This is a genomic window from Mesorhizobium sp. M1050, assembly GCF_040318715.1.
Lineage (GTDB): Bacteria > Pseudomonadota > Alphaproteobacteria > Rhizobiales > Rhizobiaceae > Mesorhizobium.
Genome location: NZ_JAMYMV010000047.1, coordinates 25,950 through 49,706 on the forward strand (window position 1 = coordinate 25,950; position 23,757 = coordinate 49,706).

Below are 23,757 nucleotides of genomic sequence, written 5' to 3' on the forward strand. Positions count from 1 at the left end.
AGGAGATCGAGATGAGCGAACCGAACGCCGTCACCGTCGATGTGGTGTCCGACGTCGTCTGCCCATGGTGCTTTATCGGTCAGAAGCGGCTGGACAAGGCGATTGCCGCTGTCGGCGATATCGACGTGCATATCCGCTGGCGGCCGTTCCAGCTCGATCCGACCATTCCGCCGCAGGGCAAGAATCGCCACGAATACATGCTGGCCAAGTTCGGCAGCGACGTGCGCATCCGCGAGATTCATGACCGGATCGAGCCGCTGGGCGAGGCCGAGGGCATTTCCTTCGCTTTCGACGCCATCAAGGTGGCGGCCAACACGCTCGATGCGCACCGCCTGATCCGCTGGGCCGGTGCTGCCGGCGAAGCCGTGCAGAACAGGCTTGTGCGCCGGCTGTTCCAGCTGAATTTCGAGGAAGGCGCCAACATCGGCGACCGTGGCGTATTGACCGAAGCCGCGCGCGAAGCCGGCATGGACGCGTCCGTGGTCGCCACGCTTTTGCCGACGGAGGCCGATGTCGAGGCGGTTCGCACGGAGATCGCCACCGCGTCGCGCATGGGCATAACAGGCGTGCCGTGTTTTCTGCTCGAAGACAGATACGCGGTCATGGGCGCGCAGGATGCCGATACCCTGGCCGATGCCATTCGTCAGGTGGCGGCTGCCAAGGCGCGTGGCGAATTGGAGAAGGTCGGCTGAGGCCGGCCATCCCTCGCCTTCCCGACAAGGCAAGCGTTACTTCACCGTCGCCTTGGCCTTGCTTATAAAAAATCCATGTCCGTTCGTGGCCGTGCAGGTCAGTCCCTTGGTTGACGACTGGCACGAGAACGGCCCCGCACTCCAGCTGTGGCCGTAGCCAAGCTTGTCGACGTCGCTGCAGCAACCCTGCTCGCCCGGGTTCTTGATCAGCGTGGCCGGCCCCTTGGGTCCGAGGATGATGGTGATATAGCTCGGTTCGATGCGCGAGCAGCTCAGCTCCGGGCCGCCGTCCCGCGGCTCATAGGTGCCGGTGCCGCCCTTCAGTGTGTAGATGCAGCCGATGTTGGCGGACGGCGTGTTGAACTCGATCTGGCCTTCGGCGCTTGACGGGATGCCCTGCGAGGCGGCATGCGCCGGAGGTACCCAGGCAAACAGAGGCAGCCCGGCGAAGAGGGACAGGATTGCGGCCGCGCGTGCAAGCATTGGAAACTTCCTTGTTGGAGAACCGGACATGCATGGGTATCGACAACGCCAGGCAAGGTTCAATTCCGAACGATGAATTGTCAAACGCAGTTCCCCCTGGCTCCTCGACAACAGGAACGCGCCGCTCAGATGATTCCGGTCACTTCCTGCCTCAGGAAAGGATGGTGATGGCGTGCCCGGCGAGATCACGAACGGCAAGTTTTCGGGTGCTCAGGTCAACCCGCAGTGAGAAAATCGGTCGGTTGCCATGATTTCAAGTTCACAAAACCGTGTGATTGCCTTCCCTAGGGGAAGCTGCCGTGACAGCTGGTCGCTGCAGGTCAATTCCTTGAAATCAATCACTATATCCTGATTTCTGCCGACCGTTGCCGTCGTATTTCAGCGTGCACTCTGTTGCCTCACGGCAACGGCTGCCGGGGTAATCCAGTCGGCCGGGTTTTAAATTAATGGAAAATGATCAATTGGTGTTACCATCCGTAACAAAAGAAAAAAGGTTTGGGCGGGATCGTGATTCGGGTCGGTAGACCATCGCAAGAGTCAGTACCGGAAAAAACACCTCGCGATGCCTCAGGGCGATCGCTTCTGACGCCGGTATCGTCGATGCGCAGCTTCTGGGGCCTGATGCGGGCCTACTGGGTTTCTGACCGCTGGAAGGAAGCCTGGACACTGACGCTGGTGATCGCGCTGCTCACGGCGCTGTCCAGCAAGGCCGGTGTCTGGTTCGCCGAAGCCTCCGGCGAACTGGTCAACTCGATCGCATTCTTCCATGACGCCGCCAACACCACGCCGCTTCGCTCGCTGCTGGTCAATGCCGGCATCCTCGTGCTGCTGGTCTTGCTCAAGGACGCCGGCTTTACCGGCATCCGCAATCTTGTCTCGGCGACATTGCACCGCAAATGGCGCGGCTGGCTCGACAGTCGCTTCAATGAAGCGTTGCTGGATGGCAATCATACCCATTTCCATGCCCAGCATGCGGCAACCGGCAGCGGCGCACCGGCCCCCGACAACATCGACCAGCGCGTCCAGGAATCCATCAAGGACATGACCGGCGGCGCCATCGGCCTCGCCATGGGCGTGCTTGGCGTCGCCACTTCGCTCTATTTCGTCGGCCAGAAGCTGCTCGAAAACTCCGTCGAGGTGAAAGGCCTGGAGTTCCTCGGCAACTATGGCAGCGCCGTCCTCGCCTTCCTGGGCGTCGCTACCTACGTGCCGCTGAACACTTGGATCGCGGTCAAGCTCGGCAGCCTGCTCGAGCGCCTCAACGTCAGGATGCAGCAGGCGGAAGGCAGCTATCGCGGCGAGCTGACGACGTTCCTGCGCCGCAGCTTCCATGTCGCGGCGTCTCAGGGCGAAGGCGTACAGAGGACCATGCATGGCCTGCTCTATGTCGATATCGACGGCACCTGGACGCGGCTGAACATCGTCAACACGGTCTACATGTCGTTCGAACTGATCTACAATTTCATCGGCGCCCGCATTGTCGCCTACGGACCTGGCCTGGTGCCGTTCATCCACAACGGCCTCGACCTCAAGGGCTACATAACCGGTTCCGAGCTGGTCAATTCGCTGATCGGCCAGTGTTCTTGGTTCATCCATGTCATGCCCGCCATCGCCACGCTGCGCGCCAACAGCCAGCGTGTCACCGAATTGGCCAACGCGATCGAGAATGTCCAGCATCCGCAGGAATTCTACAGCCAGACCGGCCGCTCCGACTTCCAGTATGCCAGCCAGAACGCGGTTTTCGGCCTGACCATCCAGAAATTGGAGCTGGCGCATCAGGGCGAGGATGCCACGCCGTTCCTTAGCGCCGCCAATCTGCGCTTCCGGCGCGGCGAATGGACCTTCCTGAAAGGCGAATCCGGTTGCGGCAAGACCTCGCTGATCAAGGCGATCAACGGCCTGTGGCCCTATGGCCGCGGCACCATCGTCTTCCCGGAAGGCGTCAAGAGTTTCTTTGCCGCCCAGGAGGTCAAGCTGCAGCCGGTGTCGCTGAAACAGCTGGTCTGCCTGCCCGGCTCCGAGCGCGACCATGGCGACGCGCAGGTCGCGTCGGCGTTGCACAAGGCCGGGCTTGGCGATTTCATCGAGCACATGGCCTACGAAAACCGCGAAGGCAAAAGCTGGGATCAGGTCCTGTCGGGCGGCCAGAAACAGAAGCTGGTGGTGGCCCGCATCGTGCTGCAGCAGCCGGGTCTGCTGTTCCTCGACGAGGCGACCGGAGCGCTCGACCCCGATGGCAAGGTTGCCTTCCATCAGGCCATCAAGGACAACTGCCCCGATGTCACGGTGATCAGCGTCATGCACGAGGCGGTGGCGCCGCGATCGATCACCGGCAGCGAATTCTATCACAGCATCGTCGCCATCGCCGACGGTGTCGCCACCAAGAAGCCACTGGTTCCGACCTTGCCCGTCGAGCTCACAACCATTCTCGCACAGCCAAGGCCGGTCGAGGACAAGTGGCTACGCTTCTCGCGCCGGCTGAAGCAGAAATAGCGCCCCAGCGGCTTGAGTTGGCCGCAATGCGGCTGCCGACGATCACAGTCGCGCGATCTCGGCCGCTCGCCGGTATTATCCCTCCTCACCGCGATTGACACGGCAAGGCGCGCTTCTATGTTGCGCCCGCTTGCAGACAGTCAAACGCGAACCCGCAAGCAGAAAGGTCACCGCGCCATGCCTGGCGACAGTCACAGTCGAACGCAACCGCCGTCCGCCTAGACGTGACCTCCAATGGTTCATGTCCTGCCGGACGGCAAGGAGTGAGCCATGAACGAATTTACCACGGTGGCGAGCGACGAGGCCGTCGCGATCGCCCGTATCCTAGCCAATGATCACGTCGCCGACATCGTCGAGGCCCTGAACAGGGAGCCGCGAGAAACCGCGACGGAACTGCTTTGTGAAGTGACGTTCGAGCGGCTTGTCGAGATCTTCGATCAGCCCGAACTCGACGGCGCCTCCGAACTCATGGAGGCGCTGCCGCGCGCCAAGGCGGGCAGGCTGCTTACCGCCATGTCGGTTGACCGCGCCGCCGATATCCTGCGCGAGCTCGACGAGCCGGCCCGTTCCGAGTTGCTCGGCGGGCTTGCGCCGCCCCTGCGTGCCACGCTGCTTGCCATTCTCGGCTATCCTGAAGGCAGCGCCGCATCGATCATGACGACGGAGTTTGTCAGCGTGCCATCGAACTGGACCGTCGGGCGCACGCTAGACTACATCCGCAAGGTCGAGCGGACGCGCGAGACCGTCTACGCGATCTATATCGTCGATCCGCAAACGCAGCTCCTGGTGCGGTCGACCGGCCTGCGCCGGCTGATCACCGGCGAGCCGGACGATTCGATCATGACGGTGGCGCCGGATCGTGCGCCGGTGACGGTCACCCCGCTCACCGATCGCGAAACCCTGGCGCAGACGATCTCCAAATACGATTTGCTGGCCGTCCCGGTCGTCGACCACGGCAAGATCCTCGGCATCGTCACCATCGACGACATCATCGATACGATGATCGAGGAGACGACCGAGGACGCGCACCGTTTCGGCGGCATGGAAGCGCTCGACGAGCCGTACATGAAGATGAGCTTCCTCGCCATGATCAGGAAGCGCGGCGGCTGGCTGTGCGCGCTGTTCATCAGCGAGATGCTGACCGCCAACGCCATGCAGAGCTATGAGGGCGAGCTGGAGAAGGCGATCGTGCTGACGCTGTTCATCCCGCTGATCATGAGCTCGGGCGGCAATTCCGGCTCGCAGGCGACATCGCTCGTCATCCGGGCGCTGGCATTGCGCGAGATCGGTCTTGGCGACTGGTGGCGGGTGGCCCTGCGCGAACTGCCCACCGGTCTCGTGCTCGGCGCCGTGCTCGGCGTGGTTGGCATCTGCCGCATCGCGCTCTGGCAATACATGGGCTTCTACGATTACGGCCCGCATTGGCCGCTGATCGCGACCACGGTCGGCGCGGCCCTGGTCGGCATCGTCACCTTCGGCTCATTGTCGGGGTCGATGCTGCCGTTCGCCTTGAAACGCATCGGCTTCGATCCGGCCAGCGCATCGGCCCCGTTCGTCGCCACGTTGGTCGATGTCACCGGGCTGGTGATTTATTTCTCGGTGGCGCTGGTGATCCTGCGCGGCACGCTGCTGTAGCGGCTTCCTGAACTCCGCCGTGACCGTGCCGCGGCGGAGTTCCTCAAGCCCGGGGTTTGCCCGTCAATCCACCCGCTCGCCGCCCTTCACGCGATAGATCGGCTTGTACATGGTGACCAGCTCTTCCGCCGCGGTCGGATGCACCGCCATCGTGCGGTCGAAATCGTCCTTGGTCAGGCCGGCCTTCAGCGGAATGGCGAGAAGCTGGGCCATCTCGCCGGCGTCCGGCCCTAATATGTGGGCGCCGAGCACTTTCTTCGACGCGCCATCGACCACCAGCTTCATCAGCATCTTCTCGTCACGACCGGACAGCGTGTGCCGCATCGGCCGGAATGTCGCGCGGTAGATTTCGATGTCGGGGAACCGCTTGACCGCATCGTCCTCCGACAGGCCGACGGTGCCGATCTCGGGCTGCGAAAACACGGCCGTGGCGATCGCGTCGTGGTCGGGCGCGGTCGGATTTCCCTTGAAGGCGGATTCGATGAAGCACATCGCCTCATGGATCGCAACCGGCGTCAGCTGCACGCGGTTGGTGACGTCGCCGATCGCCCAGATGTTGTCGAAATTGGTGCGCGAGTATCGGTCGACGGCGATCGCACCGGTCTTGGTCATCTCTAGGCCGATGCCTTCCAGCCCCATATTCTCGGTGTTGGGAATGCGGCCGATGGCCAGCATCACCTGGTCGACCGTCAGCACCTCGCCGCTGCTGAGAAGTGCATCGAGCCGGCCGTCCGGCCGCTTGCGCACCCACTCGGACACCGAATGGCAGAGGATCCTTATTCCCTTCTTTTCCATCGTCTGGTGCAGCATGCGCCGCAGGTCCATGTCGAATCGGCTGAGGATCTCCTTGCCGCGATAGACCAGCGTGGTGTCGACGCCGAGACCGTGGAAGATGTTGGCGAACTCGACTGCGATGTAGCCGCCGCCTTCGATCATGATCGCCTTCGGCAGCTCCTTGAGGTCGAAAGCCTCATTGGAAAAGATGCAATGTTCGTGGCCCGGCAACGCCGGATGCGGAGCCGGGCGGCCACCAGTCGCGATCAGGATCTGATCGGCGGTGACGGTACGGTCTTCGCCGAGAAGATGCACGACATGCGGGTCGACGATCGTAGCGCGCGAATGGAAGGTCTCGCCGCCGGGGCCCTCGACATTACGCTTGTAGATCGCCTCCAGCCGGCTGATCTCGCGATCCTTGTTGGCGACCAGCGTCTGCCAGTCGAAACTGGCTTGCGGCACCGTCCAGCCATAGCCGGCGGCGTCAGCAAAATGCTCGGGGAATTGCGAGGCATAGACATAGAGTTTTTTCGGCACGCAGCCCCTGATGACGCAGGTGCCGCCGAAACGGTATTCCTCGGCAATGCCGACCCGCTTGCCGAGTGCCGCCGCCACGCGAGCCGCGCGCACTCCGCCGGAGCCGCCGCCGATGACGAAAAGATCGTAGTCGTAACCGGCCATGACGGCTCCTCGAGCTTCGGAAATTTGAGAGACAGGTAGGCCGCAAAACGCCAAAAGAAAAGCCCGGACAAGCCGGGCTTTGCTGATGGCCGCAAGGCCGTTTGAAACGTGGGGTCAGTTGTTGTCCGCGGGCGCCGCACCATCGGCGGGTGCGGCATCATCCGCCGGCGCGGCTCCGTCCGCGGGCGCGGCAGGCGCTGCAGGCGCCTTTGCCTTGGCGGCCGCAGCCAATGTCTCGCCGACCTGCTGGGCGAGGTCGCGGCCGACACCGTTCTGCCAGATGTCGGCTGCCTTGACCAGGTCGCGTGTCACCGTCGGGCCGCTATCGAGCAGCTTCTTGCCCGAATCGGAATTGTAGAAGTTGGCGATGTCGGTCAGTTCCTTTTCGGAGAACACTTTTGCGTAGGCGAGTGCTGCTTCCTTCTCGAGGTCGGCGCGGCGCGAAGCAAGCGCCAGAGCCTTCTCGCTGATCGTCTTGCCGATCAGTTCCTGCATGTCCGGGTTCTTCTGGATGAGTTGCGATTCAAGCGCGGCGGCTGCTTGCGGCAAGATGTTGTCGAACGGGTCGGTCGCGTGGATCGCGGCTACCGCGGCACGGGCGGCCTTCAGGTGCGATTCCGTCACATCCTGCGAAAACGCTGGCGACGAGAAGGCGAAAACGGCTGAGGCCGCCAGAAGGATGGAAAGGCTGCGAACCCGGTTATGCAACATCATGATCGATAGAACTCCCTGGTTTTCGGGCGGCATGGACAGTTTCGATACCGTCGCCGCCGGCGATGATGGCCGCTGACGCCAGCCCGATGAAAAGACCGTGCTCGACCACGCCCGGAATGGCGTGGAGAGCATTCGAAAGCGCTCTTGTATCCGGAATGCGGCCAAAAGATGCATCGAGGATAAAATGGCCGCCGTCTGTAACAAAAGCCTGCTCCCCCGTCATCCTCAATGTGACCGGACCGGAAAGACCGAGCTTTTCAGCCGCGGCGCCGATCGCGATTTCGGTTGCGCGCAGGCCGAACGGATTGACTTCGATCGGCAAGGGAAAACGGCCGAGTGTGGCGACCATCTTCGAGCGATCGGCAATGACGATCATGCGCTGCGACGCCGCGGCGACGATCTTCTCGCGCAGCAGCGCACCGCCGCCGCCCTTGATCAAGGTCAGTTCCGGGTCGACCTCGTCGGCGCCGTCGACGGTGAGATCGAGTTCGGGCGTTTCCTCCAGTGTCGACAGCGGCACGCCAAGCTCGCGGCAAAGCAAGGCGGTGCGCTCCGAAGTCGGCACGCCGATGACGGTCATGCCGCCGGCGACTTTGTCGGCGAGCAGCCGCACGAACTCTTCGGCCGTGGTGCCGGTGCCGATGCCGAGCCGCATGCCGTCGCTCACATGGGCGAGTGCCGCCCGTGCGGCTTCGACCTTCAATTGCCTTGCATCCATGTCGCTTGCTGCCCCGGAACCCTGACGTTTGGGGGCTCGTAGCATCTTTGCCGGTCCGGTCAAAGCCCTGGCCGCTGCGTGCCCCGATGATGTGCAGCATCGCATTCGATGTTGTTCATGCGCGGTCGGCGGGCGACGCACGGGCGATGGATATTAGGAATTATTTCCTGCAGCGCTTGACCCGGTGACGGCAGCTGTGCTACATATTTGCCTATGGTGCTGATTTGCGCCAACAACCCGCCGCCGTGGCGGGTTTTCCGTTTCTGGCGGCTCGCCGCGAAATGCTCCGCCCGATATCTCCCTGACCAAGCTGGCCCCGTGCGCTTGCCCAGTGAGCTTGCTCAGTGAGCTTGCCTTGACGCGCCGCAGCCGCTATCGCCTGCCCATTGCATGAACTTGGCCCAGGACAGACCATGACCCGCCCGATCATCGTGTTCGACCTTGACGGTACGCTGATCGATACGGCGCCGGACCTGCTCGACAGCCTGAACCACAGCCTTGCCGCCAGCCAGATCGCGGCGGTCGACGAGGCCGGCTTCAGGCGCTTTGTCGGCCACGGCGGCCGCGTGATGATCGAGCGGGCGCACGCCGCCCAGCGGCGATCGCTTGATGTCGAGGAGCACGACCGGCTGCTCAAGCTTTTCCTCGATCACTACACCCTCAACATCCCCGGTAAATCACGGCCCTACCCCGGCGTCGTCGAAGCCATCGCGCGCTTCGAGGCCGCCGGCTATATCCTGGCCATCTGCACCAACAAATACGAAGCCAACTCGCTGGCGCTGATCGAGGCGCTCGGCATGACCAGGCATTTCGCTGCCATCGCCGGACAGGACACCTTCGCCTTCCGCAAACCCGACCCGCGCCACCTCACCGAGACCATCAAGCTGGCAGGCGGCGACCCGCATCGCGCGCTCATGGTCGGCGATTCGCAAACCGACATCGACACCGCAAAAGCGGCCGGCATTCCTGTGGTTGCAGTCGATTTCGGCTACACCGACCGCCACGTGCGCGAATTCGAACCGTCGGCTGTGATCTCGCATTTCGACGCCCTGACACTCGATCTGGCGCAAAAGCTGATCGCCGCTGCCGGACAGTGAGGGGGAAGCCGCCAAGGCAATCGCAAAGGGGCAAAGGCGTGCGCCCTACGAATACCCCCACCCCTCCCCACCAAGGTCCACAAAGGTGGAGGGAGATTCCGTCGGCGCTGATCTCTGCAAAATTGCCGACGTTTTGACCGCAAAGATGAAGAGCGCGCGGCAGCTTCCCTCCCCCTTGTGGGGAGGGTTAGGGCGGGGGTCCTTCTTCGCAAGAATCCATATGCGATCCCCTCGGGGAGGCGGCCGGCGTCTTGTCGAAAACAGGGTGGGCGGGGCAATATATCAATCCTTGCCGGAACACCGGACACCGCCTTGACTTCCCGCACCCGCCTCCCTTATATCGCGGCTCGCTTGGCCTTCGGGCAACGAGCGGGCGATTAGCTCAGCGGGAGAGCACACCCTTCACACGGGTGGGGTCGCAGGTTCAATCCCTGCATCGCCCACCATTTTTCCTTACTGAAATTGCTGTCATCAAAAAGCGAGCCGTCCACACCGTCACCGCAAGGCTGTGCCCGCAAGGCCGTCGCTGAAGATGATCGGAGCGGCAACCACCTGCATCCGCCTCAATCCGTCGGGCCGACGATTGCCGCCACCTCTTCGTCGGACAATGGCGGCCCCAGTACATCGAGCCCAAGTTCCCGCGCAACGGCGCCGAGACCGTCATGGTCGTCGGTCGTGAGCTGGCGTTCCTCGACCATCGAAAAGAACCGTTCGAACCCCCCTGGCACCACGCTGATAGTGAGATGCACGACATCGGGCCCAAAGCCGCGCCAGGTATGCGGAATGGATTTCGGCAGTAGAACCGTGTCTCCGGCGGCCAAAGAGAAAGTCCGTTCTGGGGTCCACACCGCAATCCTGCCGTCCAGCACCTCAATGATTTCGTCTTCGCGATGATGCAGATGCTTGGCGGGACCGAACCCGGGCGGCGCCCGATAGTCGAAGATTGAATAAGTGCCTCCCGAGCCGCTGGCTCGGACGTGACAGCGCTCGCCGAACGGGCTGATCGAAACGTCAGCACATTGAACGGCGCGATCGAAACTCAATTCACCTGGAGTACTGATATTCAACTGCATTGATGCCTCCATGGAATGTCCACCGGGACGGCAGAAGACGCGGTCGGCCAACAACAAAGCGTCGTCTTCCGAGCAGCAACTATGCATATCCATTGTGTCATCTGTGCGGATGCTCTTCGATTCCGGTTTTAGCGGCCTCCAATTTGCCATTGCGGCGCAATGCGTGAAGATTCCGACAGAAACTCAAGCGCTATCCCCGGAATTGTTCGGCGTGATGGAGGCACGGACCGGTGGGTTGCCAGGTTTTACACTGCCCGCTGTCCGCAAGGACTACGGCGGGCAATCCGGGATAAAGTAGATTGCCATCTCTATTTCTAAAATGTCACTGTTTGGAAAGCACCTGCGCAGTTTCGGACCACCAGTTGGGCAGCTGTTAATCGGCAGGCTGGATCGTCATTCATTCCCGCCAGGGAACAAACCAAGGCACCAGCGAGTTTCCTTCCGTCGCAACCTTTGAGGGAAAGCCATGTCCAGACTTCTGCCGGCGACCAGCGTCGCCGTTCTTCTTGCCGGCGGGCCGGCCTTTGCTGCCGCTCCGATCCTCGCACTGCTTCTGCATGGCGGCGGCGACCTCTCTTTGCTCCCTCTGTCGCATTGCTTCTTCAACCGTCAAATCTTTGCTCATAGGAACTGGCACACTTCGGAGCCGCTTCGGACCTTCGTCTGCTCGAGTTCCCAGAACGAAACCTCGATGTGGTCATTGGCGCAGTAGACCGTGTTGCGCTCCGGTTCCAGCGCCCTGGCTTGCTTCACGGGACGGGACTTCATCGAGTCTCACCTGCCATTTGCCCGACAGGTCGCTGACTGCTTCGTACGTTTGCCACTGATGCGTAGTCGCAGTAATGGAAGGTGGATAGTCGGGGAGTCCGGGCATGAACTCCTGTTGATGGGTCCAAGCTCTGCACTCGGCCATGGAGGTCATGGATTTCACCTGGGGGAGCTTGATTAGCTCCCCCTGTTTGGTCAGAAAGATTGTGACAGCGATGGCGGTGAACATGGCCCGGTCATCCATCGACTTAAGGCTGGCGACACAATAGCCGCCGGGGTTGGGACGGACGTCGCCTGAGTCAACCTCGTTGGCATGGTCGGGGCCACAGAATCTGGCGATGCGGGAATCCGCTTTTGCAGCCGTTTGCGCTGCCAGAAGAAAAGCGAGAGCGACGATGAGCTTGGTGCGATTCATGTCGTCCTCCGTTTCATCCGGTGCTGCCGGGGGATCGCTTGGAAGCGACGGCCGATTGGGCTATGCTAGGAAGCGCGCCAAGAGGGTGAAATGTCCCGAACGGCCCCTGAAATTGACCTGAAATCTGCTGAAACGGTCACGTTCCGCGGTTTTGTTTTTCTTGCGAACAGCAACGAACTCCGAACCATGGAAGGCAAAGCGGTCAATCTTCGCAGTCAGTCCGTCGAGGTGCTCTCCGTCCTCGCGGCGCGACCGGGCGAAATCGTGTCCAAGGATGCGATTATGCAGGCGGTTTGGCCCGAGACCTTCGTGACCGAAGACAGCCTCACTCAATGCATTGCCGATATTCGCCGCGCATTGGCGGACGACGCGCACGTGATCGTGGAAACCGTCCCTCGAAGAGGCTACCGACTGAACGCCGATCCGTCGAACGCGGCGTACACAAACGCCGCAGCCGGCACGGAACGTGCCAAGACGCGATTCTCGCAACGCGGCTTCATTCTTGCTGCACTCGTTCTCGTCGCGGCAGCGATCGGCGCCTACTACGGCGCGGAAGCATGGCAAGCCGCTCCCGTTCGTTCGAGCGACATGCCCAGGATTGCGATCCTTCCCTTCGACGACATGAGTGCCGGTGCGGACAAGGGATATCTCAGCGATGCCGTTGCCGAGGGGATCATCACCGAGCTGGCGCGGAGCAAGACTTATGCCGTCATCGCCCGGAACTCGAGCTTCAGGTACCGCGGCCAGCCGGTTGACATTAGACAGATCGGCGATGAACTCAGCGTCGATTACGTGCTCGAAGGCAGCCAGCAGAAGATCGGAGACCGGCTGAAAGTGTCCGCCCAGTTGCTGAATGCGCATGACGGATCACATGTCTGGGCCAACTCCTACAACCGGGAGATTGGCGATCTTTTCGTCGTCCAGGAGGAAATCATCCGCACGCTTGCGGATCGGGTCGGAGTAAGGATCGAGCGACCCTTGCCACAGAGCGATGCCGCGCAGGTCAGCGCGCTCCGCTATTACCTGATAGGGAGGGCCAAGATCGGAGAGGATATCTCAGCCGAGGGGACCGAGCTGTTAAGGCAGTTCAGCCTCAAGGCGATGGAAGCGGATCCGAACTCCCAGTTCGGCTATATCGGGCTGGCCTGGTCCTATCGCAATGACGCGGTATTCGGGTGGCACGCGCAGGAACACAACCGGGACGAGGCGTTGAAACTCGCTGCCGAATACGCCGACAAGGCCATCCTGCTCGCTCCTGATAACGCTGGAGCGCATGAGGTCCGCGCCGAAATCCATACCGAAGCCGGAGAGGTCGAGCAGGCCCTTGCCCAGTACAATCAGGCGATCGCCTTGAACCCCAGCGACTCGCATATCCTCGTCATGAGTACGAACGTGCTGCTGTATGTTGGCCGCGCCGACGAAGCGATCGATCGGATCGAGCAGGCCAAGGGCATCGATCCCTTCCACCCTGACTGGTTCCACTGGCAGATGGGCTGGGCGCTCTGGGAAAAGAATGATTGCGGGGCGGCGCTGGCGGCGATGCGGAAAATGTCCAGAATCCCGAGCGGCGCACAGCGCATGCTTGCGGGGATCCACGCTTGTCTAGGAAACAAGCGAGAGGCAAAGGAAGCGCTTGCGGTGTTCCTCCAGAACACTCCCAGTGAATCCATCAGTAAAGAACGCAGGGAGTGGGACAAGATTTGGACCGCACCCGGAAGCCTCGACCGCTGGATCAAGCAGATGCGGTTCGCGGGGTTGCCGGAGTGAACGGCTGTCCGTTTGCGGCCCGGCAGAAGTCCGATTGGCCGCATAGAACCGTTGAAGCCTTTGTGTTGCGGCGGTGGTCGCCCTCAAAGCAGGATCATCGTTCGAAAGGAAATGGTGGGTGCGGAAAGTCGGCAATGGGGCCGACCTGCGCCATGGTGCGCTCGCACCCCAACTTCTGGAACGGGCCCGACGGCTGCCGTTCATCGGCGATGCCTCGAACTTCCGCAGATGGCGCTAGTTGCTCGTTCGGATCGACGAGACGAATGGCTACACTCCAGCCGAACCGGGCTCTTCTGCCATTGGCGACCGCATGCTGATTGAGTTTTGACCCTAGCGGGTGCCCTTGCATCGCCCACCATCGATTTTCCTGAATGCCGCACTCCAAACCAGCGTCAGAAGCTACACCCCGCCCCTTCCCCACCAAAATTCTTCTGGGCGAAATTCAAGGCGCTGCTGTAGCTCGTGTAGCTCTGGAACTGACAGACGTCGGAGCCGCGCCGCACCTTCATCTGTTCGAGATCCCAGAACGAAACCTCGATGTGGTCGTTGGCGCAATAGACCGTGTAGCGTAGCGTTCAGGGTTCCAGCGCCCTGGCTGCACGGGACGGGGCTTCATCGAACAGTCGGCTCACCTGCCATTTGCCCGACAGGTCGCTGACTGCTTCGTACGTTAGCCACTGATGCGTAGTCGCAGTAATGGAAGGTGGCCGGAGAGTTCGCGCACGAACTCCTGTCGATGGGTCCAAGCTCTGCACTGCGCCGGTCGAGCCGCGATCAGTGCTTCATCGAGTGCAGGATGGCCTGCATGTGCTCTTCCAGGTCGAGTTCACCCCGTGCCTCAATGGTCAACAGGTAATCGGCCTTGGCCCGGCGATCGCCTCGGCTGATCGCAGGATAGGAGCAGATGGCCAGCAATGATTCCTGTTCAATTCGGTCTGCCGTCTTGCGTTCGTGGCTGCTACTGCCCGCTTGATGAACAACCCTGTGAAGCCCGACATAGGTGGCTTCATGGGCTCCGATCAGCGCCCGCAATTCGGGTGAGGCACCTTCCCCTTCAGCAAACGTCGGTTCAACGACCGAGGCCACGGCGGTGAACGCAAGAAGTGTACGGCGGGTGACTTCGGGCATGCCTCATATCCCTGCTGTCTGATCATGCAGGCACACCATAGCACCGGCGCAACAGTTCGGAGAGATGCTCTGGGACGCGACCACACTGTCTGCTGACAAAAAGTCTTCGCTCCCGCAGCTCGCCATCCTGGGGCTGGCCGGTTGAGGGCCCTGAAACCGAAAAGCGCGTAGCGCGTGGGGGCCCGCAAGCGACCCGCACCCCAGCGGCATGTGTGGCCTTAAGTCGCAATAACTGGCTTCCCAAAGCAGGACGTCGGGCTTCATTGACGCTGCGACTAACACCATATGGTGATCCACAGCCCTCCAAAACGAGAGAAGCTCGCCCTGACGCGGTCGCACTGCGGCCGTCAGCCGAAAATGGCTATGAACTAGGAACCTGAAAAACCATGCCTGAAAATATCAGACCAACTTCGAGAGACGTCCCCCTCATTCAGCTAGGCGTCTATCAGTGCCGCTTCCCGGTGAGCGAAGACGCGTCAGTACCCGGCGGTTATCGTTTTTGTGCCGGGCCAACTTCGCAGGATCGCGTCTATTGCAATCACCACCACGGCATCGTGACCGCCGTCGACCCTCGTCGAACCCGTTCAGGTCTCCACCCCGCTCAACGACGCGCCGCTTAAGTCAAGCGGGCGGCGGCGCCTCGAACAGGTAGCAAGGGCTCAGCGTGATGCGCTCCACATCAGTTGGGACATCGTCGGGGGCAACGAAATGACGCGTGCGCATATAGCCCCCCAATGAACCGCCAACATCCTATGGCCACGAACTGTGAAGTGGCGCATCGTAGTTTTTTGGCGCATGGCTTTTTTCTTCCGGTTAACTGCAAATCAGCGGACTAGATGGTCATGCATTCCGGCAGCGGAACAAACCGGCACGCCAGCGAGTTTCTGTGCGAGGAAAATTGAGGGAAAGCCATGTCCAGATTACTTCTGATGACAAGCGTCGCCGTTCTTCTTGCCGGCGGGCCGGCCTTTGCCGCGGACGATACGCCGCTGCCGCCACCCAATGCCAAGAAACTGTCGGAGATTCTCGCCAAGGTCGAAAAGCGCGACGGCTTTCTCTATGTGAAGGAGGTCGACTGGGACAGCGGCGCCTACACCGTCACCTACTACACGGCGGATAAGGCGAAGGTCGAGATCAACTATGATCCCGTGACGGCCGAGCCGAAGTAACGGCTGTCGTCGAAGGCCGTTCGGACGCGAATTCATTGGCCGTTCCCATCGGCCTTTCCATGCTGGCGCAGCCCCTCACCTGCCTGCCGGCATCCTCTCCCCGTATAGTGACGGGGAGAGGGACGCTCGCAGACGATTTCGCCAATCACCAACGTTGCAACGATGGTACGGGCATTGCGGCCAGCCCCTTTCTCCCCGCACTAAATGTCTGGCAGGACAATGAGGGGCGGCGCCGGCTTCGACAATTGACATCCACCACGAGTTGGAAACGGTTGCTGGCCTGAGGCGATTGCCCTGCCCTTGCGCCAGATCGTCTTTGATGGCTGACTATGGCGGTTGACTGAGCCGCATTGGGGGATGGGCATGGCGACGGCGAAGCACGTGATGAAGCGCATATTGATGATGCTGGCCGGCTATCTCGTGGCGGTGCTGGTGGGCTTGATCTCAATCGCGGCGATCTATGCCGTGCTCAGTTCCTTGCCCAACTCGCCGAACTATTTCGACGTCATGGGCGTCTCGCCGATTGCGGTTCTGGTGGTGCCGCCGCTCGGCATGTTCGTTTATTTCCTGACGATTGTGGTGACCGCGCTACAGACGCTGATCTTCGCGCTGATCGCCGAGTTCTTCTCGTTGCGCAATGTCCTGCTGCACATGGTTTTCGGCGCCGGTGCCGCGGTCGCCGGCTTCGCCCTGATCTGGCCAAGCGTACCGGAGGACATGGATCCGCAACGCTGGGTCGACATCGGCATCATCGCCGCCGCAGGCCTCGTCGCCGGGCTGCTCTATTGGCTGATCGCCGGGCGGGACGCCGGCTTCCGGCGACCGCTGCTGGAGCACTAAAAATCAGCTCGACGGCGAGCGTACCGCCTCGGTGGCGTCCAGGGCCTGCTTCAGCCGCGAGTCGCGGTCGTAGACGTCGTCGAAATATTCGACCTTGCCGGACAGGTCAGGCCATCCGGTGAAATAGGCGACATAGACCGGGATATTGCGTGTCACATTCTCGGTCGCGTGGCCGTGCTTCAACTTCTCGGCGATATAGTCCACCGACGTGCCGAGCACTGCCGCCGCCATGCCACGCGGGTCCTGCAACCGCACGCAGCCATGGCTGAGCGCGCGCATGTCACGCTCGAAGAAGGATTTCTGCGGCGTGTCGTGCATGTAGATGGCGTGCTTGTTGGGGAACAGGATCTTCAGTTCGCCCAGCGCATTGGCCTCGCTCGGCTGCTGGCGCACGCTGTAGGGGATGTTCGCGCCATAGGCGCCCCAGTCGACCGCCGACGAAGGAATACGATTGCCCTGCGAATCCGTCACTTCGTAGCCGGCCCGGTCGAGATAGCCGGGATCGTTGCGCAACCTGGGCAGCATTTCGTTGACGATGATCGACTGCGGCACGCCCCAATAAGGATGGAAGTCGACCTGCTTGATCTGGTCGTAGAAGAAGGCGGTCTGGTTGGTGGTCCGGCCGACGACCACGCGCGTCTTCAGCTTTTCCTCCCCGTTGTCGATATAGCTCGCCGTGAAGGCCGGCTGGTTGATGAAGACACGCGGGCTGCCGAGATCGGAAGGCAGCCAGCGCAGTTCCTCCAGTGCCACTTCCACCTTCAGCAGCTTGTCGGCCTTGGATGTCCCCGCGAGCGACGCAACGGTGCGCGGGCCGATGACGCCATCGCCCTTCATGCCGGCCTTTTGCTGCACGGCCTTGATGATCGGAATGAGTTCCGGGTCATAGACTTCGCTGGTGGCCAGTCGGGACAGGATCTCGCCATAGGCGCCGCCCGTCTCGTCATCGAGATTGCGCGCGATCAAAGTCAGCAGCTTCGGCAATTCGGGGCTGGTTTCGCCCGGCTTCAGCAACAGCTTGGGGTCGACGACGATGTCGTTTTCAGCACTTGCCTGCAGGGATTCCAGTTCGACGCGCAGCGCCTGGTATTCCGCATTCTGCGGATGCCGCGATTCGAGATAGGTGCGCACTTCCTGGGTATGCGCCAGCGTTTTCAGCACGCCTTGCAAGTCGAGCGGCTTGGCCGGGAAATCATAGTAGCCGGTCATGCGGTTGGGCTCGACGCGGCCGTTCTGGGCGTCATGAGCATAGCGAAGCACGCGCGCCGACAGCGTCATCTCGAAACGGACGAGTTCTTTCAATTGGGCATTGGGGTCGGTCGTCGACGTAGCTACGGCGGGCACTTCGACCGTATAGTCGGCCGGCGTGAGGCCGTAGCTTGAAGCTTCGCCAAGCACCCGAACAGCATCCTGTGCTCGGCTGTTGAGGCTGGTCCCTGTTACCCAGATGAAATCCGGATTGGCCGAGTAATAGGCGATCAGCGCCTTGGCGATATCGGGCTCGGCATAAAGTTCGTAATCATTCAAGCTGGCAACGGCATCGCGAAACGCAGCGACGGTCACTGACGGCACGAAAGCCGCATCCTGCGGCACCGCCGGCTCTGGCTTCGCCGCCAGCGCCGAGAAGTCGACGCGGACCAGCCGATCGGCCTTGTAGGTGTAATAGGACGGGCCGCTGATTCTCACGCTGCCACCGCCGCCCGGCACTTTCGGCTTGTTCTTCGGCGGCGGCGGAAACTCGCCTTGCGGCGCGTGCTTGACGCCGCCGCCGAAAAGCATGTCGAACAGCCCCTGCGCGCCTGCTTGCGGGATACCGAAAGCGAGCGTTGCCGTGATCGCCATCAGCGGCACCGCAGCTGCCTTGTTTCCGAGGAATTTCATGGATCACCCGCTTCCGGCCGCAACCGGTTCCCGTTCCGCACGTAGATCGTCTCGCTCACCGCATGGCGGATGTAAGGCGCGACTATGCTGATTCATACCGATTTCGTTAAGCTTTCATAAATTTTGGAACGTCTGTTGCAGAACGGTTTCACAACGTCGTGACGGCTGGAGCGGGGTGTTTGCGTCCAGCCGGGAAATCCATTGCAGATCAGGCGTTGGCGCCGCCATCGATGGTCAGCGCGGCGCCGGTGACGAATCGGCCTTCCGGGCCCGCCAGCCAGGCAACCATGCCGGCGATGTCCTCGGCCCTGCCGAATCGCGGCGTCGCCATCTTCTGGCGCTGGTGCTCGGCATGCGGACCATCGGCCGGGTTCATGTCGGTGTCGGTCGGCGGATTTCGACTGCGGCGTCGCCGCGACTTTCTTCGCCACGGTTCAGCACGGCATGTCGATCCAGGCCCGCGACGGCGCCTCGCACGATGCCTTGCTGGCAACGGTGGCCGGGGCCATGGCGGCCTGGAAGACAATGGCGGCAACCGATGCGGCGTGACAAACGGCGGCTGGTGTGCTCGAAATTCGCCAGCGAGCCGGGAGGTATGAAGGCGTGAAGAAAGGTTATCGCGAACTGCTGGACGAGGCGAACGCCGAGATCGAGGTGGTTTCGCCCGAGGAAGCAGCCGGGCTGCTCGACGATGAAGACACCATCTTCGTCGATCTGCGCGATCCGCGCGAAGTGGAGCGCGACGGCCGGATTCCCGGCGCCAAACATGTCACGCGCGGCATGCTGGAATTCTGGATCGACCCCGAAAGCCCCTACCACAAGCCGTTCTTCGCCTCGGGAAAGAGCTTCGTCTTCTTCTGCGCAGGTGGCTGGCGCTCGGCGCTGGCCACCAAGACGGCGCAGGACATGGGGCTTGCGCCGGTAAAGCATATCCTTGGCGGCTACACCGCCTGGAAGGCGGCCGGACTGCCGGTCGAACCCGGCGAGAAGAAGAAATAATTTCGATCGCCGGTCAATGCAGCAGCGACGGCTCGCGATGCGCCACGAAGCCGACCGCGCTTTCGATCACACCCTTGTCCGCAAGAATGCGGCGATGGCCGAGCCCGTCTGCCCAGTAGAGCCGCACATGACCGCCGGCGCCGGCATAGCGCCTTGCGTGATCGGCCGAAACCTCACGGTCGTCCGGTGCGTGGATGACCAGGGTCGGGACCGGCGCCTGGGCGAGCTGACGGTCGCCGGTGAATTCGTGCAACGGCCGACCGGAAAGATGTTGGACACGATCCGCCATTGCGGCTTGCGAGCGCGGACCGACATTGAGCATGCGGCTGAAGTCGGCGAAGATCGCCGGCAGGGAACTTGGCGCCGCGATCAGCACCAGACGTCCGGCCGCCAGCGGCGGGATGTTCTTGACCGAACCGGCGACGGCATTGGCGGCGACGGCACCGCCGAAGGAGTGACCGACCGCTGCCACGAACGGGCCGAACCACTCACCGGCAACCCGCACCGCATCAACGGCATTGACCATGTTCAGCCGCCTGCCCTGCGACTGGCCGTGGCCCGGCAGATCAATGGAAACCACCCTGTAACCGGCGGCGCGATAGCCTTCGATCAACGCGCGCATATATTCGGTGCGCGAGCGCCAGCCATGCACGACAAGCACCGTGCCAACGGCTGCCCCGCCCGGCTCCGGCCGGAACTCGTGCACCATGACGCAGCGGGTCGCGGTCTTGAGCCGGTGATGGCGCGCCTCGGTCATGAACTCGGCAGCGCGATCGACTGCGCGCCGTTCGCCGTCGCTGAGCGCCTTGACGTTCGGTGTGCGGCAGAACAATTCGAACGCCGCGCGCCCGGTCAGGCGCGGCGCGACACGCTCGGCCGCACCAAACACGCCCCGGATGACCTTCAGCCCGAATGATGCCATAGTGAGAATCCATCCATACGTTCAAGCATGAACATAATAGTTCAAAGATGAACAATAAACAAGAGCTACCTTGGGACAACCCGCGCTTTCGCAACTGGGTCGCGGTAGCGCGCGCCTGCCATGTGCTTGAGCGCACGCTGGCGGTGAAGCTGGGGCCGCTCGACCTGAAGCCGGCTCAGCTCGATGTGCTGATGAACCTCTACCGCCATCCCGGCATGTCGCAGCACGACCTTGCCCGCAAGCTGCTCGTCGGTCGCTCCAACATCACCATGCTTCTGCCGCAGCTGGAGGCGCGTGGCCTGCTGCGCCGCGAAGGCGACGACAAGGACAAGCGCATCCTGCGGCTCGCGCTCACCGAGGCCGGCGAGGCGCTGCTGATGCAGGCGCTGAAAGTGCACATGGCGCTGATCGAGAAGGCGATGAGCCAGTCGACGCCGGAACAATGCGACATGATCGGCGAGCAGATGCGCAAGATCTATGAGGTGCTGAAGGAGGCGTGACCGCCCCTCAGCCCAAACTTACCACATCGTCTTCTTCGCCCGCTCCGGCCATTCCTTGTCGTAGGTGTCGCCATCGATGTTCTTGCGGCTGGTGATTTCCAGGATCTGTCCGGGCGTCGGCAACGACTTCGGGTCGACATGCCTCGCCGGATTCCAGAGTTCGGAGCGGACGATGGCGCGGGCGCATTGGAAGTAGACCGAATCGATGTCGACAACGGTTACCGATCGCGCCGCCTTGCCTTCAACCGCGAACGACGCGCACAACGTTGTATCCGTGGTGATATGAGCGCGACCATTGACGCGCAGCGTCGTGCCGGAGCCCGGCACCAGGAACAGCAGGCCGACTCGCGGATCGCGGATGATGTTTCGAAGCGAATCGGCGCGGTTGTTGCCGCGACGGTCCGGCATCATCAGGGTTTTCGGATCGTGGATGCGCACGAAGCCGGCGAGATCGCCGCGCGGCGAGCAGTCAAGCCCCTCCGGCCCGCTGGTCGCCAATGCGACAAACGGTGAGGACTCGATGAAAGCGGCGTATTCTGGAATGACACGGTCGAGTTCCTTGACCAGGGAGGCCTCGCCAGGAACGCCATAGAGCGCCTCGATCTGCTCGACTGTGGTGATGACGGACATCTTTTTCGTCTCCAAACCTTCGCCGGCGCTACTCCATTTCGATGACGCTTTGACGACAACGACAGGAGCACGATTCCGAACAGTGTGGGCGGTTTTCGGACGACATCTTGCTCGATCTCTTCGCCTCTAGCGGTCCCGGCTCAAGCCCTTTTCCGCAAGCTCTGCCAGATAGGCGTCCCAGCGTGCATCCTTCTCGTGGCCGAGCGTGTGCAGGTAGTTCCAGGTAAAGATACCGGTGTCGTGGAAATCGTCGAAGGTGATGCGCACGGCGTAGTTGCCGACCGGCTCGATCTTGAGGATCTTGACATTGCGCTTGCCGGGAACCGTCACACGCTGTTCGGGCGAGTGGCCCTGCACCTCGGCCGATGGCGAGGCGACGCGCAACAACTCCGCCGGCAGTTCGAACGGCCTATGATCGGGAAAGGTGACGGACAGCACTTTGCGGTCCTTCGAAACCCGGAGTTCTTTCGGTGCGGTCATGCTGTTCGATCCGTATTATCCATCCTTCCCTACGCCGCTTCGTCAAACGGGAAAAGGCTGTTTGATGCCGACCGACATGCTATGTCGGCGCAGGGATGTTGCGAAAGATCAACAACCGCTATCTTGAATGACAGGCTGGATCGTATCACATAGCGGTATATAACGATGCCGCTCACGGCCACGGGAAGCGCTCGAAGCATGGACATGATCGACCCATTCGGTCGCACGATCAGCTATCTCAGGGTGTCGGTTACCGACCGCTGCGATTTCCGCTGCACCTATTGCATGGCCGAGGACATGGCCTTCCTGCCGAAGAAGGACCTGCTGTCGCTGGAAGAACTCGACCGGCTGTGCAGCGTCTTCATCGAAAAGGGCGTCAGGAGATTGCGGCTCACTGGCGGTGAGCCGCTGGTGCGCAAGAACATCATGCATCTGGTGCGCCAGTTGTCGCGGCATCTCGAAAGCGGCGCGCTGGAAGAACTGACGCTGACCACCAATGGCTCGCAACTTTCGCGCTTTGCCGCCGAACTCGCTGATTGCGGCGTCAAGCGCATCAATGTGTCGCTGGACACACTCGACGCCGACAAGTTCCACAAGATCACCCGCTGGGGCCACCTCGACAAGGTCATGCAAGGCATTGATGCCGCGCAGGCGGCCGGGCTGAAGGTCAAGCTCAACGCGGTGGCGCTGAAGGATTTCAACGACGCCGAGTTGCCCGAGATGATGCGCTGGGCGCATGGCCGTGGCATGGATTTGACGGTCATCGAGACCATGCCGATGGGCGAGATCGACGCCGACCGCACCGATCAGTATTTACCGCTGTCGCTGCTGCGCGCGTCGCTGGAACGCCAGTTCACGCTGACCGACATTCCCTTCAAGACCGGCGGGCCGGCTCGTTACGTCCATGTCGCCGAAACCGGCGGACGCCTCGGCTTCATCACGCCGATGACGCATAATTTCTGCGAGAGTTGCAACCGCGTCCGGCTGACCTGCACCGGCACGCTCTATATGTGCCTCGGCCAGGAGGACGCCGCCGACCTGCGCGCGCCCTTGCGGGCCTCCGAAGGCAACGAACTGGTCGCCGAGGCCATCGACGAAGCGATCGGCCGCAAGCCGAAAGGCCATGATTTCATCATCGACCGCCGCACCAGCCGCCCATCGGTGTCACGCCATATGAGCGTCACCGGCGGCTGATCTTTTCGTGAAATTCAGGCAAGATCGCTTCCGAGGTCATTTGCTTCGAGGCGCGACATGCAACGGCGTTATTTATTCCCGGCGTTTGTCATGGCAGGTGCGGCGACCAGTGCGGTTGCCGCACCGTCCACCTATGTGAACGAGCGCTTCGGCACCGTCTGCACCTTTCCCGGTGAGATTTTCACCGATCGCCAGCCCGAGCCGGACAATGGCGACGGACAGGTATGGCTGAGCACGGATGGCGCCAGCCTGATCTGCTCGGGCATCCGCAACATCGACGATGAGACGCCGAAGGGTTTTGTGGCTGCCGAGAAGGCCAGCGATGAAGCCGGCTACAAGGTCACCTACAGCAAGTCCGGCAAGGACTGGGCGGTGCTGTCTGGGATAAAGGACGGAAAGATCTTTTACGAGCGGCGCCTGTTCGGCAGGGATGGCATCATCCGCACGGTCTGGATCGACTACCCGCCGGCCCTCAAGTCGAAATACGACCCGCTGGTGGGTGCCATCGCCGGCAGTCTCAAGGGGCCATGAGCGTTTCGTGACCGTGAGCATTTCGGCCACACCGCGAACAAATCTTTACCCGCGAATGCTCTGCTGATTTACCGATGGTCCGTTCCGGCCTAGAGCGGGATGAATTTAGGTTGGGCATAGCCAGCCTCGGTGAAGTAATTTCGGCATTCGGTTGACGTGACCTCGCCGAGGAT

General features: G+C 61.8%; 23 protein-coding genes, 1 tRNA gene and 2 pseudogenes. 14 read left to right on the forward strand and 12 right to left on the reverse strand.

Annotation, left to right across the window (positions count from 1 at the left end; translation table 11 throughout):
• The first annotated feature begins 11 nt into the window (after nt 1-11).
• Nucleotides 12-692: a DsbA family oxidoreductase gene (locus NKH57_RS23015; protein ID WP_352947544.1), complete on the forward strand. Its 681-nt coding sequence runs from the start codon at nt 12-14 to the stop codon at nt 690-692.
• Between the two features lie 36 nt (nt 693-728).
• Here NKH57_RS23015 and NKH57_RS23020 read toward each other — a convergent pair whose 3' ends face one another.
• Nucleotides 729-1,175, reverse strand: coding sequence for a hypothetical protein (locus NKH57_RS23020; protein WP_352947546.1), 447 nt, complete (start codon nt 1,173-1,175; stop codon nt 729-731).
• Between the two features lie 600 nt (nt 1,176-1,775).
• Between NKH57_RS23020 and NKH57_RS23025 the strand changes: the two genes are divergently transcribed.
• A complete protein-coding gene (locus NKH57_RS23025; protein WP_352947549.1) occupies nt 1,776-3,668 on the forward strand; it encodes an ABC transporter ATP-binding protein/permease in 1,893 nt (630 codons plus the stop codon).
• A 270-nt stretch (nt 3,669-3,938) separates the two neighbouring features.
• Complete coding sequence (gene mgtE, locus NKH57_RS23030; protein ID WP_352947551.1) at nt 3,939-5,303, forward strand: magnesium transporter; 1,365 nt, start codon at nt 3,939-3,941, stop codon at nt 5,301-5,303.
• A gap of 63 nt (nt 5,304-5,366) precedes the next feature.
• Here the strand turns inward: mgtE and gor are convergent, their stop codons facing one another.
• From gor to rpiA, 3 genes are all read right to left on the reverse strand, one after another.
• A complete protein-coding gene (gene gor, locus NKH57_RS23035; protein ID WP_352947554.1) occupies nt 5,367-6,758 on the reverse strand; it encodes a glutathione-disulfide reductase in 1,392 nt (463 codons plus the stop codon).
• Nucleotides 6,759-6,872: 114 nt separating this feature from the next.
• Nucleotides 6,873-7,472: a DUF2059 domain-containing protein gene (locus NKH57_RS23040; protein ID WP_023757794.1), complete on the reverse strand. Its 600-nt coding sequence runs from the start codon at nt 7,470-7,472 to the stop codon at nt 6,873-6,875.
• Nucleotides 7,459-8,190: a ribose-5-phosphate isomerase RpiA gene (rpiA, locus tag NKH57_RS23045; protein WP_352834368.1), complete on the reverse strand. Its 732-nt coding sequence runs from the start codon at nt 8,188-8,190 to the stop codon at nt 7,459-7,461. The genes NKH57_RS23040 and rpiA overlap by 14 nt, the downstream gene beginning before the upstream one ends.
• A gap of 413 nt (nt 8,191-8,603) precedes the next feature.
• On the opposite strand from rpiA, the gene NKH57_RS23050 reads away from it, so the two are divergent.
• A complete protein-coding gene (locus NKH57_RS23050) occupies nt 8,604-9,287 on the forward strand; it encodes a phosphoglycolate phosphatase (RefSeq protein WP_352605179.1) in 684 nt (227 codons plus the stop codon).
• A gap of 371 nt (nt 9,288-9,658) precedes the next feature.
• A tRNA-Val gene (locus NKH57_RS23055) sits at nt 9,659-9,733 on the forward strand.
• Between the two features lie 117 nt (nt 9,734-9,850).
• Here the strand turns inward: NKH57_RS23055 and NKH57_RS23060 are convergent.
• The gene (locus tag NKH57_RS23060; protein WP_352947557.1) at nt 9,851-10,411 is read right to left on the reverse strand and encodes a cupin domain-containing protein; all 561 of its coding nucleotides are present in this window, start codon (nt 10,409-10,411) and stop codon (nt 9,851-9,853) included.
• Between the two features lie 415 nt (nt 10,412-10,826).
• On the opposite strand from NKH57_RS23060, the gene NKH57_RS23065 reads away from it, so the two are divergent.
• A complete protein-coding gene (locus NKH57_RS23065) occupies nt 10,827-11,072 on the forward strand; it encodes a hypothetical protein (protein WP_352947559.1) in 246 nt (81 codons plus the stop codon).
• Here NKH57_RS23065 and NKH57_RS23070 read toward each other — a convergent pair.
• Nucleotides 11,058-11,543 carry a hypothetical protein gene (locus NKH57_RS23070; protein ID WP_352947561.1) on the reverse strand — a complete coding sequence of 162 codons (486 nt, stop codon included), beginning with the start codon at nt 11,541-11,543 and terminating at the stop codon, nt 11,058-11,060. The genes NKH57_RS23065 and NKH57_RS23070 overlap by 15 nt on opposite strands.
• Before the next feature lie 90 nt (nt 11,544-11,633).
• Between NKH57_RS23070 and NKH57_RS23075 the strand changes: the two genes are divergently transcribed.
• Nucleotides 11,634-13,310, forward strand: coding sequence for a winged helix-turn-helix domain-containing tetratricopeptide repeat protein (locus NKH57_RS23075; RefSeq protein ID WP_352947563.1), 1,677 nt, complete (start codon nt 11,634-11,636; stop codon nt 13,308-13,310).
• A 774-nt stretch (nt 13,311-14,084) separates the two neighbouring features.
• Here NKH57_RS23075 and NKH57_RS23080 read toward each other — a convergent pair.
• Complete coding sequence (locus NKH57_RS23080; protein ID WP_023759161.1) at nt 14,085-14,438, reverse strand: hypothetical protein; 354 nt, start codon at nt 14,436-14,438, stop codon at nt 14,085-14,087.
• Between the two features lie 911 nt (nt 14,439-15,349).
• On the opposite strand from NKH57_RS23080, the gene NKH57_RS23090 reads away from it, so the two are divergent.
• Together NKH57_RS23090 and NKH57_RS23095 are read left to right on the forward strand one after the other, a co-directional pair.
• Nucleotides 15,350-15,607 carry a PepSY domain-containing protein gene (locus NKH57_RS23090; RefSeq protein WP_023759162.1) on the forward strand — a complete coding sequence of 86 codons (258 nt, stop codon included), beginning with the start codon at nt 15,350-15,352 and terminating at the stop codon, nt 15,605-15,607.
• A 357-nt stretch (nt 15,608-15,964) separates the two neighbouring features.
• Entirely contained in the window at nt 15,965-16,447 is a 483-nt protein-coding gene (locus NKH57_RS23095; RefSeq protein ID WP_352729755.1) for a hypothetical protein, read from the forward strand.
• Nucleotides 16,448-16,450: 3 nt separating this feature from the next.
• Here NKH57_RS23095 and NKH57_RS23100 read toward each other — a convergent pair whose 3' ends face one another.
• Both NKH57_RS23100 and NKH57_RS23105 read right to left on the reverse strand, forming a co-directional pair.
• A complete protein-coding gene (locus tag NKH57_RS23100; RefSeq protein ID WP_352947566.1) occupies nt 16,451-18,328 on the reverse strand; it encodes a L,D-transpeptidase family protein in 1,878 nt (625 codons plus the stop codon).
• A 208-nt stretch (nt 18,329-18,536) separates the two neighbouring features.
• Nucleotides 18,537-18,716: pseudogene (locus NKH57_RS23105) on the reverse strand (SDR family oxidoreductase); the annotation flags it as partial.
• A gap of 2 nt (nt 18,717-18,718) precedes the next feature.
• On the opposite strand from NKH57_RS23105, the pseudogene NKH57_RS23110 reads away from it, so the two are divergent.
• Both NKH57_RS23110 and NKH57_RS23115 read left to right on the forward strand, forming a co-directional pair.
• Nucleotides 18,719-18,877, forward strand: a pseudogene (locus NKH57_RS23110) (TetR/AcrR family transcriptional regulator); the annotation flags it as partial.
• Nucleotides 18,878-18,931: 54 nt separating this feature from the next.
• Nucleotides 18,932-19,327, forward strand: a complete 396-nt coding sequence (locus NKH57_RS23115) for a rhodanese-like domain-containing protein (RefSeq protein ID WP_352605165.1) — start codon at nt 18,932-18,934, stop codon at nt 19,325-19,327.
• Nucleotides 19,328-19,340: 13 nt separating this feature from the next.
• On the opposite strand, the gene NKH57_RS23120 is transcribed toward NKH57_RS23115, so the two are convergent.
• Nucleotides 19,341-20,249, reverse strand: a complete 909-nt coding sequence (locus tag NKH57_RS23120) for an alpha/beta hydrolase (protein WP_352729684.1) — start codon at nt 20,247-20,249, stop codon at nt 19,341-19,343.
• 47 nt (nt 20,250-20,296) lie between these two features.
• On the opposite strand from NKH57_RS23120, the gene NKH57_RS23125 reads away from it, so the two are divergent.
• Nucleotides 20,297-20,749, forward strand: a complete 453-nt coding sequence (locus NKH57_RS23125) for a MarR family winged helix-turn-helix transcriptional regulator (protein WP_023759169.1) — start codon at nt 20,297-20,299, stop codon at nt 20,747-20,749.
• A gap of 18 nt (nt 20,750-20,767) precedes the next feature.
• Here the strand turns inward: NKH57_RS23125 and NKH57_RS23130 are convergent, their stop codons facing one another.
• Nucleotides 20,768-21,379 carry a pyridoxamine 5'-phosphate oxidase family protein gene (locus tag NKH57_RS23130; RefSeq protein WP_352729686.1) on the reverse strand — a complete coding sequence of 204 codons (612 nt, stop codon included), beginning with the start codon at nt 21,377-21,379 and terminating at the stop codon, nt 20,768-20,770.
• A 126-nt stretch (nt 21,380-21,505) separates the two neighbouring features.
• Nucleotides 21,506-21,859 carry a gamma-butyrobetaine hydroxylase family protein gene (locus NKH57_RS23135; RefSeq protein ID WP_352729688.1) on the reverse strand — a complete coding sequence of 118 codons (354 nt, stop codon included), beginning with the start codon at nt 21,857-21,859 and terminating at the stop codon, nt 21,506-21,508.
• 198 nt (nt 21,860-22,057) lie between these two features.
• On the opposite strand from NKH57_RS23135, the gene moaA reads away from it, so the two are divergent.
• Nucleotides 22,058-23,053, forward strand: coding sequence for a GTP 3',8-cyclase MoaA (gene moaA, locus NKH57_RS23140; protein ID WP_352729690.1), 996 nt, complete (start codon nt 22,058-22,060; stop codon nt 23,051-23,053).
• Nucleotides 23,054-23,143: 90 nt separating this feature from the next.
• Complete coding sequence (locus NKH57_RS23145) at nt 23,144-23,584, forward strand: hypothetical protein (RefSeq protein ID WP_352947570.1); 441 nt, start codon at nt 23,144-23,146, stop codon at nt 23,582-23,584.
• Nucleotides 23,585-23,757 lie beyond the last annotated feature (173 nt).